The organism is Azospirillum sp. (assembly GCF_050789165.1).
On sequence record NZ_JBOZRT010000074.1, the window covers coordinates 23,673 to 39,316 of the forward strand.

At 70.4% G+C, this 15,644-nt stretch carries 11 protein-coding genes; 5 read left to right on the forward strand and 6 right to left on the reverse strand.

What is annotated here, in order from left to right; translation table 11 throughout:
- Nucleotides 1-8 precede the first annotated feature (8 nt).
- The 6 genes from ACRWK7_RS16455 to ACRWK7_RS16480 all read right to left on the reverse strand — a co-directional run bounded on the left by ACRWK7_RS16455 (nucleotide 9) and on the right by ACRWK7_RS16480 (nucleotide 6,530).
- Complete coding sequence (locus ACRWK7_RS16455) at nucleotides 9-1,289, reverse strand: WavE lipopolysaccharide synthesis family protein (protein ID WP_431857347.1); 1,281 nt, start codon at nucleotides 1,287-1,289, stop codon at nucleotides 9-11.
- A gap of 7 nt (nucleotides 1,290-1,296) precedes the next feature.
- Entirely contained in the window at nucleotides 1,297-2,088 is a 792-nt protein-coding gene (locus tag ACRWK7_RS16460) for a class I SAM-dependent methyltransferase (protein ID WP_431857349.1), read from the reverse strand.
- 119 nt (nucleotides 2,089-2,207) lie between these two features.
- Nucleotides 2,208-3,278: a glycosyltransferase family 4 protein gene (locus ACRWK7_RS16465; RefSeq protein ID WP_431857350.1), complete on the reverse strand. Its 1,071-nt coding sequence runs from the start codon at nucleotides 3,276-3,278 to the stop codon at nucleotides 2,208-2,210.
- Nucleotides 3,256-4,233, reverse strand: a complete 978-nt coding sequence (locus ACRWK7_RS16470; protein ID WP_431857351.1) for a glycosyltransferase family 2 protein — start codon at nucleotides 4,231-4,233, stop codon at nucleotides 3,256-3,258. Before ACRWK7_RS16470 ends, ACRWK7_RS16465 begins: the two co-directional genes overlap by 23 nt.
- Before the next feature lie 23 nt (nucleotides 4,234-4,256).
- Nucleotides 4,257-6,113 (reverse strand): asparagine synthase (glutamine-hydrolyzing), encoded by a 1,857-nt coding sequence (gene asnB, locus ACRWK7_RS16475; RefSeq protein WP_431857352.1) that lies wholly within the window; start codon nucleotides 6,111-6,113, stop codon nucleotides 4,257-4,259.
- A gap of 120 nt (nucleotides 6,114-6,233) precedes the next feature.
- Complete coding sequence (locus tag ACRWK7_RS16480; RefSeq protein WP_431857354.1) at nucleotides 6,234-6,530, reverse strand: hypothetical protein; 297 nt, start codon at nucleotides 6,528-6,530, stop codon at nucleotides 6,234-6,236.
- Nucleotides 6,531-7,149: 619 nt separating this feature from the next.
- On the opposite strand from ACRWK7_RS16480, the gene ACRWK7_RS16485 reads away from it, so the two are divergent.
- The 5 genes from ACRWK7_RS16485 to ACRWK7_RS16505 all read left to right on the forward strand — a co-directional run bounded on the left by ACRWK7_RS16485 (nucleotide 7,150) and on the right by ACRWK7_RS16505 (nucleotide 15,636).
- Nucleotides 7,150-9,315, forward strand: a complete 2,166-nt coding sequence (locus ACRWK7_RS16485; protein WP_431857355.1) for a peptidase domain-containing ABC transporter — start codon at nucleotides 7,150-7,152, stop codon at nucleotides 9,313-9,315.
- On the forward strand, nucleotides 9,312-10,718 hold the full coding sequence (locus tag ACRWK7_RS16490; protein WP_431857356.1) for an HlyD family type I secretion periplasmic adaptor subunit: 1,407 nt from the start codon (nucleotides 9,312-9,314) through the stop codon (nucleotides 10,716-10,718). Before ACRWK7_RS16485 ends, ACRWK7_RS16490 begins: the two co-directional genes overlap by 4 nt.
- The gene (locus ACRWK7_RS16495; RefSeq protein WP_431857357.1) at nucleotides 10,715-12,175 is read left to right on the forward strand and encodes a tetratricopeptide repeat protein; all 1,461 of its coding nucleotides are present in this window, start codon (nucleotides 10,715-10,717) and stop codon (nucleotides 12,173-12,175) included. Before ACRWK7_RS16490 ends, ACRWK7_RS16495 begins: the two co-directional genes overlap by 4 nt.
- A gap of 80 nt (nucleotides 12,176-12,255) precedes the next feature.
- Nucleotides 12,256-13,593 (forward strand): tetratricopeptide repeat protein, encoded by a 1,338-nt coding sequence (locus tag ACRWK7_RS16500; protein ID WP_431857358.1) that lies wholly within the window; start codon nucleotides 12,256-12,258, stop codon nucleotides 13,591-13,593.
- Nucleotides 13,594-13,698: 105 nt separating this feature from the next.
- Nucleotides 13,699-15,636, forward strand: coding sequence for a tetratricopeptide repeat protein (locus tag ACRWK7_RS16505; RefSeq protein ID WP_431857359.1), 1,938 nt, complete (start codon nucleotides 13,699-13,701; stop codon nucleotides 15,634-15,636).
- Nucleotides 15,637-15,644: the final 8 nt, after the last annotated feature.

Sequence of the window (15,644 nt, forward strand, 5' to 3'; positions counted from 1 at the left end):
CACCCGCTTCAGCGACGAGAGGGCGCGCGCCGGCGCTCCGCCTCGCCGCGCCAGAGCGCGGCGGCTCCGGCGTCGCCAGCAGCCTGGAAATGCGCGGCGAGCGCCTCGCAGGAAGGAAGGAACTCCGGCGCGCTGTGCGCCGCCTGCTCGAGCGTGGCGACACCGAGTTCCACCTCGCCTCGCTGGAGCTGCAGGACGCCGAACAGATGGTAGATCTGCGGGTGCTTCACGTTGGCCCGCAGCAGCGTCACATAGCCGTTCTGCGCTTCCTCCAACCGTCCGTTGTTGTGGGCGCGCTGCGCCTCCAGGAACAGCGCGTTGGGATCGAGGTCGCGCCCGGCGGTGATGAGCGTCGCCTTGCGGCCGAGGTCGACCATTTCCGCCTCGTACTCGGGGCAAGCGGCGATCAGCGGGTCGATAGCCGCACCGCAGTGGCGGCGGCACCAGGACAGAAACTCCGCATAGCTGGCCTTGAGCATCCACAGCCAGCTCAGGCGGATGTCGCCGGGCTCGTTGACCCAGGCGAGCGACGGCTTCAGCGTGCGGACGCCGTAGCGTCGCGGGTCCAGGCAGACGAAGTTGCCGGCGATCGCCTGCTCGCTCTGGTCGACCAGCTCGGGCGTGGCATCGAGCGCGTTCTCCATGGCGACGTCGTGGCGGGTGCGCAGCGCCGAAAGGACGAGCTGCTGCTCGGGCGCCAGCACGCGGGCCTCGCGCTCGGCCATCGGCATGGCCAGGAGCTCCTCGCGCGAGGGAAACGGCGGAGCGGTCCACAGGGTGCGCATGTCGTCGGTGCGACCGAACGAGCAGAAGTCCTGCACGAACATGCAGAACGACCGGCGCGGGCTGCGGGCGTTGGTGGTGACGATGCGCTCCGCGAACGCGCGCAGCGGCCCGCCGATACCCCGGAAGGCGTCGAAGTGGGTGAGGAAGCCGGCGTGCTCCAGCACCATGTCGGTGCGCAGCTTCAGCGCGTAGGGACGTTGCGCCAACGCTAGCCCATTGCGGGTCGAGACGAGTTGGCGGTTGAAGTTGGACAAAGCGATGTTGGTGCGCCGCTCCACCTCCGGGCTCAGCACGCCCTTGATGTCGATGGCGCCCGGGTCGCGGTTGAGCAGCACGGCGTCGGCCGCGGCGTCGTGCGCCGCGAAGGCCGGCGGCGCCTTCCAGACCGAGAGGATCACCTCGGCGCCCGGCAGTACGCGCGCGATGCTGGCGAGGCACTCGGGAGTCTGGTCGTCGTGCCAGGGCCCCTGGACCACGACCGTGATGTCGCTGGCGGCGATCATCGAGCGCTCACCGGCGGACGATGGCAATGGTCCCGTCGGGATTGCGGGAGAAACTGTAGGCGCCGCCTTCGTTGCAGAGCCGCTCCAGAGTCGCCTGGATAGCGCGGGCGACCGGCAGCTGGCTGGCCTCGCGGGCCTTTGAGGCAAACATGGCGGGGTGCACCAGGTCCGCCGCCGCCCACAGCCGCCCCGCGCGCTCCAGAGCCGCAAGCCGTGGCGCCGCGATCAGGCCGGCGTCGTTGGCGAAGATCAGGCAGTTCTGGCGGTACCAGTATTCCACCTCGCCGTCGTTCCAGATCTCCGGCCGCACGGCGTCGAGGACGCGGTAGCCGCGCGCCGCGAACTTGGGGATCCAGTAGCTCGGCCAGCGCTCGTTGACGTGGTGGGTGCCGCCCTGCTCGGGAATGGCGGCGGAGAACAGGACGACGTCGCCATGCCGGCACAGCGCCTCGACGAAGCCGTCGGCGCGCTCGTCCGGTAAGTGCTCGGCCACCTCCAGCGACGACACCAAGTCGAAGCGCCGCCCGAAGTCGAAGGGGGTGGCGAGGTCGTGGCCGCGGAAGCGCGCCGGGTCGATGAGCAGGCGGTCGCGCGGCACATAGTCGCCGTCGATCCCCTGCACGTCGGTCACGCCCTGCTCGGTGAACACCCGCAGGAAGGTGCCGACGCCGCAGCCGACGTCGAGCACCGACCGGGCGCCGGTCCATTCGAGCACCAGCGGCACGATCTTGCGGGCGGACCGGTACGAACCGCCGGACTGCACGGCGTAGAAGTTCGGATCGTAGGGGGTGTCGGTCACGCGGGTGCTCTCTTTCTCCGGGGCGGCCACGGCGAGGTCGCTGTGGGTTCCCTAACGGAGCCGGGCCTGCTGGTCAACCCCGGTACGGTCGGGACCGACAATGGTCTTGCTGCCACGCATCATGCGGGGGGGCGCCCCGCCGCGCTGCGCAGGGCGTCCGCCAGCGCGGGCAGGACGGCCTGGGTCGTGTAGCGTTCCTCCACCACCCGGCGCCCGGCCGCGCCCATCCGGGCGCGCAGGTCCGGGTCGGCGGCCAGCGCCGCCAGCGCCGCCGCCCACTCGTCGGCGGTCGACGCCAGGAAGCCGGTTTCGCCGTGCCGCACGATCTCGGTGTTGACGCCGACCGGCGAGGCGACCACCGGCCGGCCGGCGGCCATGTACTGGATCAGCTTGTAGCCGCACTTGCCGCGCTCCCACGGGCCGTCGGCCAGCGGCATGATCCCGATGTCGAAGCGGGAAAGGCCGGCCACCTCTCCGTCCTCGGTCCACGGCGCGCACGCCACTTCGACACCGGGCAGCGCCACGCCGTCGGCGCCGATTACCTGCAGCCGCGCCTCGCCCGCCAGCCGCGCCAGCGGTTCGGCGACCATCTCCAGGTACGGCGCGGTCGAGCGCGTGCCCATCCAGCCCACCGTCACCGGCCGGTGCGGCGGCGGCGCCACCGGCGGCGGGTAGCGGTCGAGGTCGATCACCGTCGGGACGATCCGCACCTCCGGCGCGCCGGCGCCCCGCGCCCAGGCGGCAAGGTGGCCGTTGCCGGCGATCACCATGCGGCTGCCGCGCGCCAGCGCGTCGAACTTGCCGCCGAGCAGCCGGCGCACCGGCGCGGCGCGGTGCTCGGCGTAGCGCAGGTACCAGGCGTCGTCGATGTCCATGACGTAGGGGACGCGCCCCAGCAGCCGCGTCTCGGCCGCGCCGGGCAGCCAGGGCAGCGCTTCCTTCTCCAGCCACACCAGGTCGAAGCGGCCCGCCCCCAGCAGCGTGCGCAGCCGCCGCGCATAGGCGGCGGCGATCCGCCACGCCGGGGTGCGCCGGCCGGCGTAGAGGTCGCGCAGGTAGTCGTCGTCGAACAGCGGCGCGGGCGTCACCGTGATGCCGGCGCGCGCCAGCGGGGCGGCGAAGTCCAGCAGGCGCAGCCGGCTCGACGCCCCCAGCCGGTCGTAGCGGCTAAGCAGAAGGACGGACGGCATCGCGGTCCACCCGGCCGGTCAGCAGCTTCGGCAGCACGGAGGCGAGGTCGCCCCACAGCATCCGCGTGCCGCTCAACACCATGCGCGCGTCGGCCGCCGAGCGGCGGGACGCGGCCAGCGCCAGGCGGACGGCGGGCTCGACCAGCAGCGCCACCGCCAGCACGGCGAGCGCCGCCGCGGCGCCGTGGTGCTTGGCGACGTACAGCAGCCGGCTGCGCTGCACATAGAACAGGCGGACGTCCTTGACCCGATCGGTGGTGCCGCAGCCGCGGTGGTACGCCTCGGCCCCGGCGAAATGCACCACGCGGTGCCCGGCGCGCCGCACGCCCACGCACAGGTCGGCGTCGTCGAAATAGACGAAGTAGCGCTCGTCGAAGCGGCCGACGGCCTCGAACAGCGCGCGGCGGATCATCAGGAAGGCGCCCATCACCTGGTCGACGTCGCGGGTGTCGGCGTGATCCCACTCGGTCATGAAGTGCGGCGGGAACAGGCGCGGCGCCACGCGGTCGAGCCCGAGGCTCTGCGCGACCAGCCGCCCCGGCGTCGGCTCACGCGCGCAGCTGCGCTGCGTCCGGCCCTGCTCGTCCACCAGCCGGGCGCCGAGGGCGCCGACGCCGGCGTTGGCCGGGTCGGCCAGGAAGGCGACGGCCGGCGCCAGCGACGCCGCCGACAGGCGGGTGTCCGGGTTGAGGAACAGCAGGAGATCGGCGCGCGAGCCGGCGGCGCCCTGGTTGCAGGCGGCGGCGAAGCCGCGGTTGGCGGCGTTGCGCAAGACGGTCAGCGGCAGCCCGTCCGCCGGCAGGCCGTCGGCCGAGCCGTCGTGCGACGCGTTGTCCACCACCACGACGCGCTCCAGCGCGATGCCGCCGGTCAGCGCCGCGGGGATGGAGGCGATGCACTGCCGCAGCAGGTCGCCGGCGTTCCAGTTGACGATGACGATGTCGAGCGTCGGCATCCGGGCGCCCCCGGCGGCGCCGGTCATGCCGCGACGGCGGCGAGCGCCGTCCACGACCACAGCAGGCCGCGGTGGTCGGCGCGGCCGTGGCGGTGCTCGTCCCAGCGGCGCTCCAGCCAGCCGGCGTCGAGGCCGAGGCCCTCGGCGGCGGCGCGCGGCGGCGGCGGCAGATGGCGCAGCCAGCGGCTGAGCGGGATGCCGAAGCCCTTCTTCGGGCGGTTCAGCACCTCGGTGGGGATCAACGGCTCCATCGCCCGCTTCAGGATCCACTTGCGCACGCCGCGGCGCAGCTTGGTCGACACCGGCAGCCGCGTCACGAAGTCGACGACGTCGCGGTCGAGGAAGGGCGAGCGCACCTCCAGCGAGGTCAGCATGCTGGCGCGGTCGGCCTTGATCAGCAGGTTCTCGCCGAGATAGTAGCGGCCGTAGAACTCCAGCGAGCGGTCGATGTCGTTGCGGCTGGTGCTGGTCCGCCACAGCTCCTCGGCCTCGCCGTACAGCTCGTCGGCGGTGAAGCGGCTGCCCATGAGCTGCGACAGCTCCTGCACCGACGCCGGACCCAGCCACGCCGGCATCCAGTGGTGCGGCGCGTGGCCCAGCCCGCGCAGCGCGCGGCGCAGCTTGAAGTCGAAGCTCATGTTGCGGTCGGAGCGCGGCAGGCGGTGCGCCGCCGCCTCGGCCAGCCGGTGCATCGGTCCCGGCATCAGCGCCCGGTAGAGGCGCGCCGGGCGGAGCGCGTCGAAGGTGTCGTACCCGGCGAACAGCTCGTCGCCGCCGTCGCCGGACAGCGCCACCGTCACGTGCTCGCGGGTGAAGCGGGACAGCAGGTGCGTGGGCAGGATCGACGGGTCGGCGATCGGGTCGTCCATGCGGGCGAGCAGCCCCGGCAGCGTCTCCGCCGCCAGGTCGAGGTCGAGCATCCGGCAGCGGTGCTCGGTGCCGTAATGCGCCGCCGTCGCCGCCGCCTGGCCGGACTCGTCGTAGCTCGGTTCGTTGAAGCCGATGGTGAAGGTCTTCAGCGAGGACGGGTCGCGCCGCTGCGCCGCCAGCGCCACCACCGCCGTCGAGTCGATGCCGCCGGACAGGAAAAAGCCAAGCGGCACGTCGGCCATCAGGCGGCGCTCGACCGCCTTCCCGAGCAGGTCGCGCAGCTGCTCCGCCCAGCTCTCCGGGGTGCCCGGCGGCGGATCGTCCACCACCATGCGGTACGCCCAGTAGCGGCGGACGGTCAGCCGGCGCTCCGTCAGATCGTACGCCGCGGCGTGGCCGCCCGGCAGCTTGCGCACGCCGGCGTGCAGCGTCCGCGGCCCCGGCACGTAGCCGTACGCGAAGTACTTCGCGATCCCCAGCCGGTCGATGGCGGCGGACACCCCGGGGTGCGCCAGCACGGCGGTCGCCTCCGAGGCGAAGACGATGCCGTCCGCCGTCTCGGCGTAGTAGAACGGCTTCTTGCCGAATCGGTCGCGGGCGAAGAACAGCCGCCCCGCCATGCGGTCGTACAGGACGAACGCGAACATGCCGTTCAGGCGGTCGAGGAGCCCCTCGCCCCACGCCCGCCAGCCGTGCAGCAGCACTTCGGTGTCGGAATGGTCGGTGCGGAACCGGGCGCCGGCCTGCTCGAGCTGGGCGCGCAACTCGGGCGCGTTGTAGATCTCGCCGTTGAAGACGACGGCGAGATCGCCGTCGGCCGTCTCCATGGGCTGATGGCCGCCCGTCAGGTCGACGATGGACAGGCGGCGGAAGCCGAGCCGGATGTCGGTGCCGAACCGCGCGTCGTGGTAGACGCCTTCGTCATCGGGGCCGCGGTGGACGATGGCCGCGGTCATGGCGGCGAGCGCCCGCTCACCGCCTGGTCCGACGAACCCAGCCAAGCCGCACATTCAACCCTCCCGTGGCCACCCGGCCATCACCATGACCGGCCGAGTGTCGACGGTCTCCGCGCGTCCAACAGGCCCGCACCGGCCGGCAGGCGCGGCGATGCGGGCATTCCGGCGCGACCGTCAGTCGATCTTGAGGTAGGCGGGATCGAGCGCGCCGTGGCGGAACGGGATCCAGTCCTTGTGGTCCTGGCGGTACTGGAGGCCGTACGGATTCTTGAAGAAGATCTTGGCGAGCGGGTTGCCGCCCTCGCGCTGGGTGCGCTCGACATCGATCAGCGGCGACGGCGCGAAGACCTTTTCCCACAGTTCCCCATTGTCGACCTCGCGACCCGCGTTCTTCACGTAGTCGCGCGCGGCGTCGCTGAGCTGCCAAGCCTCCTCGACCATCGCGTAGTAGTCAACGGTACCGTCCGCCATCGTTCAATCTCCAGGAAAACCGTTTTGGGTTGCTTGTTCTAGCGCGCTGCCGCCGTCAGGGGAAGCCGGCACGGCCATAGTGCCGCAGGGCATGCCCGGCCGGTGCGGCCGGCGCCCTGAACCTTCCCTCGCACGCTGCGCATGAAACCTTCTCGGGCAGTCACGAAACGTTCCGCCTGGGCAGGCCAGGCGACAAAAGCGGCGGGATCATATCGGCGTCGCCCGCGATGTGCAATCCACTCCTCGGCCGGCGGCGGCGCAGCGGCCTGGGGTTGCAGCGCGGGCCATGAGAAACCCGTGACTCCAGGGGGAAAGAAGGGTAGGTTGCGCCGCCCGCAGGGAAGCGGCCGCGCCGGGGGGCGCCGGGGCCGGCGACAGGAGATGGAGTGCGCGCGTGCGGCTGATCCCGCGGCGTTCGACCGCGAATTTTTGCTGGACTTTTTTCCCCATCCCCTCTTGAACAGGTTCGCCGTCTATAAATGGCGGCTGCCATCGGTCGAACCGGAAGGTGCGTCCTGGAAGGTACGAACAGTGTGGCCCAGACCGAGGCGCGGGCGGCGGACAGGCCGGCACCGTCGCGCAGCGACCGGACCCATCGGATTTACGGGAATATCGAAGCATGAGTGTGGAAGCAGCCTGTGCCCATACCGCGGTCCGCTGTCTGGCCACGGTCGCCCGCCATCACGGCATCGACACCTCTCCCGAGCGCCTCATCCACGACTTCGTGCTGGGCAACGAGGAGCCGCAGGAGCCGTTCCTGGTCCGCATGGCGCGCGAGATCGGGCTGAAGGCTAAGGCGGTGACGCTGGGCTGGGATGACCTCTTCGGGCTGAACGACGCCTTCCCGGTGATCCTGCGCCTCAGGAACGGCAACTCGATGCTGCTCGTCGGCGGCGCCACCCGCGCCGGCACCCGGCTCGCCCTGCTTCAGGACCCGCTGGCTGAGGACGCCGGCGTGCTGATGCTGGACGAGGCGCGCCTGATGGGCGCGTGGGACGGCCACGCCGTCTTCCTCAAGAAGCAGCACGGGAAGGATGGCGAGGAGCGCCCCTTCAACCTGCTCTGGTTCCTGCCGGAGATCCTGCGCCAGGTCCGCATCTTCCGCGACATCGGCATCGCCTCCATCCTGCTGACCGCGCTGGCCATGGCCATGCCGGTGTTCACGCAGCTGGTGATCGACAAGGTGCTGGTGCACCACAGCCTCGGGACGCTCTACGTCCTCGTCGGCGGCATGGTGTTCGTCATCCTGTTCGAGACGGTGTTCTCCTATCTGCGCCAGTACATGGTGCTGTTCGCCACCAACAAGATCGACGCGCGCATCAACACCAAGGTCTTCAACAAGCTGATCAGCCTGCCGATCGACTTCTTCGAGCGCAGCTCGGCCGGCATCATCCTGAAGAACATGTACCAGACGGACCGCATCCGCGGCTTCCTGACCGGGCAGGTCTTCATGACCATGCTGGATGCGGCGGCGCTGCTGGTGTTCATCCCGCTGCTGTTCTTCTACAGCCCGGTGCTCGCGGCGATCGTCATGGTGTTCACGCTGCTGATCTGCGTCAGCGCGGCCTCAACGATCCCGATCATCCGCCGCCGCCTGACCAGCGTGTACGAGACGGAAGCGCGCCAGCAGTCGTTCCTGGTCGAGAACATCCAGGGCATGCGCACCGTGAAGTCGCTCGCGCTCGACGCGCGCCAGCGCAAGCTGTGGGACGCCCGCGTCGCCCAGACCGTCACCGTGCGCTTCAACGTCGCCAAGCTGGTCATCCTGCTCCAGGCCCTCACCGGCCCGCTGGAGAAGCTGATGTTCATGACCGTGATGGGCGTCGGCGCCTATCTGGTCCTGGAGGGCGAGATGATGATCGGCGCGCTGATCGCCTTCAACATCATCACCGGCCGCGTCACCGGCCCGCTGATCCAGTTGACGCAGCTGATCCAGCAGTTCCAGGAGGTGTCGCTGTCGGTCGCCATGCTCGGCACCATCATGAACGAGAAGAGCGAGCAGGGCCGCACGGGCCGCGGCCTGCGCACGCCGTTCAAGGGCCGGGTCGAGTTCCAGAACATCCGCTTCCGCTACAACCCCGGCTCCAGCCCGGCGCTCGACGACGTCACCTTCACGGTTCCCGAAGGCACGATCTTCGGCATCATGGGCCGGTCCGGCTCGGGCAAGACCACGGTCACCCGCCTGCTGCAGGGCCTGCACAACCCGCAGGAGGGCCTGATCAAGATCGACGGGCACGACCTGCGCGAGATCGACCTCGACCACCTGCGCTCGAACATCGGCGTGGTGCTGCAGGAGAACTTCCTGTTCCGCGGCTCGATCCGCGAGAACATCGCCGCCGGCAAGCCGAACGCGTCGATGGAGGAGATCATGCGGGCGGCGCGGCTGGCCGGCGCGGACGAGTTCATCGAGCGCCTGCCGCGCGGCTTCGACACCATGCTGGAAGAGGGCTCGGCCAACCTGTCGGGCGGCCAGCGCCAGCGTCTGGCGATCGCCCGCGCGCTGCTGCGCGATCCGCCGATCCTCATCCTCGACGAGGCGACCAGCGCGCTGGACGCCGAGAGCGAGGCCATCGTGCAGGCCAACCTGATGAGCATCGCCCAGGGCCGCACGCTCATCATCATCTCGCACCGGCTGTCCTCGCTCGTGCCGGCCAACGCCATCATGGTGCTGGAGCGCGGCAAGGCGGTGGACATGGGGCGCCATCATGAACTGCTCGACCGGTGCGACATCTACCAGCACCTGTGGAACCAGCAGAACCGGCATGTGAAGGGAGTCGCGGCGTGAGTGGCCAACCGCTTGCCGTCATCAAGCCGATCCGCAAGGAGGTGGTCGCCCAGCAGCGGCCGCCGATGGACAAGGCGCAGCTCACCAAGGTCGTCAACGAGTTCCAGCTCGACACGGTCGAGATCGACACGCGCCCGGAGCCCTTCCGCGCCCGCGCCACGCTGTGGGTGATGGGGGCGCTGATGCTGTTCGCCATCGTCTGGGCGGTGACGGCGCAGATCGACCGCATCGTCAGCGCGCGCGGCAAGATCGTCTCGATCGCGCCCAACGTCATCGTCCAGCCCCTGGAGGCGGCCATCGTCCGCTCCATCGAGGTGAAGGTCGGCGACGTCGTGAAGGCCGGCACGGTGCTCGCCACCATGGACCCGACCTTCGCCCAGGCCGACGTCGAGCAGATCGAGGCGAAGATCGCCAGCCTCGACGCCGCCGTCGCCCGGCTGGAGGCGGAGCAGCAGAACCGTCCCTACACCCCGGATGCCGGCAGCCGCTTCGATTATGCCATGCTGCAGCAGGCGATCTGGACCGAGCGGCTGACCCAGCTGAAGGCGCAGATGCGCCTGTTCGACGAGCGCATCGCCCGCGCCAAGGCCAACATCGCCTCGCGCGAGCAGGAGCGGAACCATCTGACGCAGCGCCTGAAGGTGCTGAACGAGGTGGAGTCCATGCGCCTCGAGCTCGAGAAGAGCCAGACCGGCAGCCGCCTGAACTCGCTGATCGCCCGGGACTCGCGCATCGAGGTCGAGCGCAACCTGAGCATCGCCGAGAGCGCCATCCTGCAGAACCGGCACGAGCTGGAGGCCGTCCAGGCCGAGCGCGACGTGTTCAGCCGCGAGTGGGACCGCAAGGTCATCGAGGAGCTGGTCACCAAGCGCAACGAGCGCGACGGCCTGACCGAACAGCTGGTCAAGGCGCGCCGCCGCCAGGACATGATCCGTCTGGAGACGCCGGTCGACGCCGTGGTGCTGGAGATCGCGCAGCGCTCCGTCGGCTCGATCATCAAGGACGCCGAGCCCTTCATCAAGCTGGTGCCGCTCGACAGCCCGCTGGAGATCGAGGGCATGATCGACGCCAAGCAGATCGGCTACGTCGCCGTCGGCGACCCGGTGCAGATCAAGCTGGACGCCTACATCTACCAGGAACACGGCATGGCCGAGGGCGTGGTGAAGGTAATCAGCTCCGACACCTTCCAGGACAACCAGCAGCGCCCCGACGCGCCCGCCGGGGCCTACTACAAGACCCGGATCGAGCTGACGTCGGTCGACCTGCGCAACGTGCCGGACAACTTCCGCCTGATCCCGGGCATGACGCTGAACGCCGAGATCAAGGTGGGCCAGCGCAGCGTGATGTCCTACTTCCTGCGGCCGATCCTGCGCGGCCTCAACGAAAGCATGCGCGAACCATGATCTTCCGCTTCCTGAAGTCGGCCGGCACGTCGCGGCCCCGCCGCGGCGACCTCCAGGCCGGCCTGGACGCCTTCCACAAGGGCGACTTCCCCACGGCGCTCGCGGAGCTGCGGCCGCTGGCCGAGGCCGGCAAGGCGGAGGCGGAGTTCCGTCTCGGCCTCATGTACCTGAACGGCGTCGGGGTCATCCGTGACGTCGGCGACGCCGCCATGTGGCTGCGCAAGGCGGCGGAGCAGAACCACGCCGAGGCGCAGTTCCAGCTCGGCCTGCTGTACTCGACGGGGCAGGGCGCGCCGAACGACCACGTGCAGGCGGTGCGCTGGTTCCGCCGGGCGAGCGGGATCAACCCGACCGCCGCGCAGGCGAACCTGGAGCTGCTGCACCCCAACGGCCTCGGCGTATCACCCGACCTGGAGCAGGCGCTGGCGTGGTTCGGCAAGGCGGCCGAGCAGGGCTTCGCCCCGGCGCAGGTCAACCTCGGCATGATGATGATCCTCGGCCAAGGCATGCCGCGCGACGTGGAGGCGGGACTGGTGTGGCTCGGCCGCGCCGTCGAGCAGGACAATCCGACCGCGCACTACCACCTCGGCAGCCTGTACGCTCTGGGCGAGGTGGTGCCGCAGGACCATGTCAAGGCGCTGCACCATTACGAGGCGGCGGCCCAGCAGGGGCACGTCGTCGCCCAGGTCAACCTCGGGCTGATGTACGCCAACGGCCAGGGCGTGCCGCGCGACTACGAGGCGGCGCTGCGCTGGTACAGCGCCGCGGCCGAGCAGGGCAACGCCGCCGCGCAGGTCAACCTGGGCCTGATGTACGCCAACGGCCAGGGCGTGCCGCGCGACTACGCCAAGGTCATCGAGTGGTTCCGCAAGGCGGCCGAGCAGGGCAACACGTCGGCGCAGTTCAACCTCGGCTTCATCTTCGCCAACGGCGTGGCCGGGCGCTCGGACTACGCCGAGGCGGTGATCTGGTACCGCAAGGCCGCCAACGCCGGCAACGTCGCCGCGCAGGTCAACCTCGGGCTGCTCTACAGCAACGGCCAGGGCGTGCAGCAGGACTACTCGGAAGCCGTGGTGTGGTACCGCAAGGCGGCGGAGCAGGGCAACGTCACCGCCCAGCTCAACCTCGGCGTCAGCTACGCCAACGGCCAGGGCGTGCCGCAGAACGCCGAGGAAGCGGCCTACTGGCTGCAGAAGGCGGCCGCGCAGGGCAACCCCATCGCGCAGATGCGCCTCGGCCAGCTCTACGCCGACGGTCGCGGCGTGCCGCAGGATCTCATCCACGCCTACACGTGGTTCAGCCAGGCGGCGTCGACGCTGCAGCCCGGCGAGGACCTGAACCAGGTGACGGCGAGCCTCAACGCCATCGCCGAGAAGCTGTCCTCCGACGACATCCGCAAGGCGTCGGAACTGGGCCTGCGCCTGCGCGCGCCGACCGCCGGCCAGCACGCCGGGTGAGAGCGCGGCGTGTGGAAGGCTTTGCGCCCGGCGGAGCTTTGCGCTAAGCCCTCCCGGTCCCAGCACACGAAGGGAGAAGGATGGTGAGCGCGGACGGTTCCCAAGCGCAGACGGTGATCGACATCCCGTTCGTGGAGCGCCTGCTGACGGCGGACCCGCACAACGGCGGCGCCTGGAGCACGCTCGGTGTGCTGCTCCGCCGCACCGGCAAAATGCACGCGGCTGCGGCCTGCCACCGCCGCGGCCTCGGGACGGAGCCGGAGAATGGTGCCGTCTGGTCGAACCTGGGCAACGTTCTCACGGAGATGGGCCAGCACGACCTCGCCGTCGCGGCGCACGAGCGCGCCTACACGCTGACCCCGGACTCCCTGTCGCTCGCCTTCAACTACGCGATCGGCCTGCGCAAGGCCGGCCGTTTCACCGCAGCGCTCGCCGTCCTGGAGCGTGCGTTGCGGCTCGATCCGGACAACGCGCAGCTGCTCTGGGAGCGTTCGCTCTCCTGCCTGCAGGTCGGTCGGTACGCCCGCGGGCTGGAGGATTACGAGGCCCGCCGCGGCATCCCGTCCTACCGCAACCGCATCGCCCCCGGTACCCCGTGGGACGGCGGACCGCTGGAGGGGCGCACCATCTTCCTGTCCACCGAGCAGGGGTTCGGCGACACGCTGCTGGCCGCGCGGTACGTCCCGCTGGTGAAGGCGAAGGGCGGACGGGTGGTGATGGAGTGCCACCCCGAGCTGCGTCGCATCCTGGCCGACGTCGGCGCCGACGAGTTCGTACCGGCGGGCGCGCCCTTCCCGCATTACGACGTGCAGGCGTCGCTGATGAGCCTGCCGATGCTGCTCGGCACCCGTTACGACAGCGTGCCCGCCCCGGTCCGCATCACGGTGCCGGGCGCGTCGCGCGAGAAGGCGGCGCGGATGGTCGGCCCCGACGACGGCGCCTTGAAGGTCGGCATCGTGTGGTCCGGCCGGGTGACCTTCGCCGACAACGCGCGGCGCGCCACCGGGCTGGACCAGTTCCTGCGCTTCGCTGGGATTCCGGGCGTGCGCCTCTACAGCCTGCAGAAGGGGCCACCGGAATCCCAGCTCGCTGAGCTCGGCACCACCGCGCTGGTCACGCCGCTCGGCCCGATGTTCGAGGATTTCGGCGACACCGCGGCGGCGATCGAACGGCTCGATCTGGTGATGATGACCGACAGCTCGGTCGCCCACCTCGCCGGCTCGCTCGGCAAGCCGATTTGGAACCTTGTGCAGTACGTGCCCTACTGGATCTATGGCCACGAGGGCGACCGCACGCCGTGGTATCCCTCCATGCGGCTGTTCCGCCAGGGAATCGAGGAGGACTGGACCCCGGTGTTCGCGCAGGCCCATCGCGCGCTGGCCGATTTGGCCGCGCAGCGTCGGAATGGCGCGGTTTGACGGCGCGAAAGGGCTTGCCAAGCGGTCTTTGACATTGCTATCGACCGTCACCCTAGCTCCGGCTCCGCGCGGTCGCGGCGGAAGGCTGTACGACCAGACATGCGCATGAAGACCAGCAGACAGGCCCACCACCGCCAGCCCGTCCACCGTGCCGGAGCGCCGGCGAGCCCGGCAGCCGTCGACGCGCGGTTCCAGGATGCGTTCCAGGCGCACAAGGCCGGTCGGATCGCCGACGCCGAAGCCGGCTACAACGCTGTCCTGGCGGCCCTTCCGGACCACCCGCACGCGCTGAACAACCTTGCGGTGCTGCTCAAGGCGACGCGCCGCTTCGACGAGGCGGCCGCCTGCTACGCGCGGGCCATCGCGCGGCACCCGGGGGAAGCCCATTTCCACAGCAACCTCGGCTGCCTGTTCGCCGACACCGACCGCGCCGAAGCCGCCGCGGCGCGCCTCAAGCGGGCGATCGCGCTGAGGCCGGATTATACGGACGCGCTGTTCAACCTGGGCAACTGCCTGCGTGCGCTGGGTGACCGCAAGGGCGCCATGGCCGCCTACCAGCATGCGCTCACGGTCAACCCGGACATGGGCGAGGCGCTCGCCAACAAGGGCGACCTGCACAAGGAGCAGGCCGAACTCGAGACCGCGGTCGACCATTTCCTCAAGGCGCTGCGCCTGCGACCCGACCTCGCGGCGCCGTTCAACAACCTGGGCGAGGCGCTGAAGGAACAGGGACGCCTGGAGGAAGCGGTCAGCGTGCTCCAGCAGGGGCTGGCGAAGCATCCGAAAGAGGTGCCGATGCACTCGAACCTGCTTTTCGCGCTGAACTACATGCCGAACGTGCCCGCTGATCAGGTGCACCGTCTGCATGTCGGCTGGGGCGAGCGGCACGCCGATCCGGTGGTGCCGGCGGTTCCCGCCCGGCCGGTCGATCGCTCGCCGGACCGGCGCCTGCGGATCGGCTACGTCTCCCCCGACTTCTGCACGCATTCCTGCGCGTATTTCAGCGAGCCGCTGATCCGCGCCCACGACCGCGCGGCGGTCGAGGTGGTGTGCTACGCCACCTCGCGGCGTCGGGACGCCACCACCGGGCGTTTCCAGGCGCTGGCCGACCGCTGGCGCTCGCTGGTCGGGATGGACGAGGACGCGGCGGCGCAGATCGTCCGTCAGGACGGGATCGACATCTTGGTCGATCTCGCCGGGCACACGGGCGACAACCGGCTCCTGCTTTTCGCGCGCCGGCCGGCGCCGATCCAGGTGACGTGGCTGGGTTATCCGAACACCACCGGGCTTAAGCAGATCGACTACCGGTTCACCGACGCCGTCGCCGACCCGCCCGACGCGCACGACCAATGGTACACCGAGCGGCTGTGCCGCCTGCCGCGGGGCTTCCTGGTGTTCCAGCCGGTCATCTCGGCCGAGGTGAACGAGGTGCCGCCGGTGCTCACCTCGGGCCACATCACGTTCGGGTCCTTCAACAACATCTCCAAGGTGTCGCCGGACGTCGTCCGCGTCTGGGCGGAGATTCTGCGCCGGGTGCCGACCGCGCGGCTCGTCCTGAAGGGGCGGCAGCTCGGCGATGCCTTCACGCGCGACCGCTACGTCCGCATGTTCGCCGACGCCGGGGTGGCGGCCGGCCGGGTGGAGCTGCTGCCGCGCATCGACCCGGTCACCAATCACCTGCGCGCGTACGACCGCATCGACATCGGGCTGGATCCGTTTCCCTACAACGGCACCACGACGACCTGCGAGGCGCTGTGGATGGGCGTGCCGGTGGTGACGCGCACCGGCGTCGGCCATGTCGCCCGCGTCGGTGCCAGCCTGCTCACCCAGTGCGGCCTCACCGATCTGATCGCCGACGATGAGGCCGGCTACATCGAGCGCGCCGTGGCGCTGGCCGCCGACACCGCGCGGGTCGCCGACCTGCGCCGGAACATGCGGGCCCGGCTCGAGAAGTCGTCGCTGACCGATTACGCCGGCTTCGCGCGCTCGGTCGAGGCGGCGTATCGGACGATGTGGCATGACTGGCTGGTGCGCAATCCCTGAACCGGCCC

Coding starts and splice junctions, on each gene's coding strand:
- ACRWK7_RS16495 (WP_431857357.1), top strand. CDS start 10,715: ATGATCTTCCGCTTCCTGAAGTCGGCCGGCACGTCGCGGCCCCGCCGC.
- ACRWK7_RS16485 (WP_431857355.1), top strand. CDS start 7,150: ATGAGTGTGGAAGCAGCCTGTGCCCATACCGCGGTCCGCTGTCTGGCC.
- ACRWK7_RS16500 (WP_431857358.1), top strand. CDS start 12,256: ATGGTGAGCGCGGACGGTTCCCAAGCGCAGACGGTGATCGACATCCCG.
- ACRWK7_RS16505 (WP_431857359.1), top strand. CDS start 13,699: ATGAAGACCAGCAGACAGGCCCACCACCGCCAGCCCGTCCACCGTGCC.
- ACRWK7_RS16480 (WP_431857354.1), bottom strand. CDS start 6,530: ATGGCGGACGGTACCGTTGACTACTACGCGATGGTCGAGGAGGCTTGG.
- ACRWK7_RS16465 (WP_431857350.1), bottom strand. CDS start 3,278: ATGCCGTCCGTCCTTCTGCTTAGCCGCTACGACCGGCTGGGGGCGTCG.
- ACRWK7_RS16455 (WP_431857347.1), bottom strand. CDS start 1,289: ATGATCGCCGCCAGCGACATCACGGTCGTGGTCCAGGGGCCCTGGCAC.
- asnB (WP_431857352.1), bottom strand. CDS start 6,113: ATGTGCGGCTTGGCTGGGTTCGTCGGACCAGGCGGTGAGCGGGCGCTC.
- ACRWK7_RS16470 (WP_431857351.1), bottom strand. CDS start 4,233: ATGCCGACGCTCGACATCGTCATCGTCAACTGGAACGCCGGCGACCTG.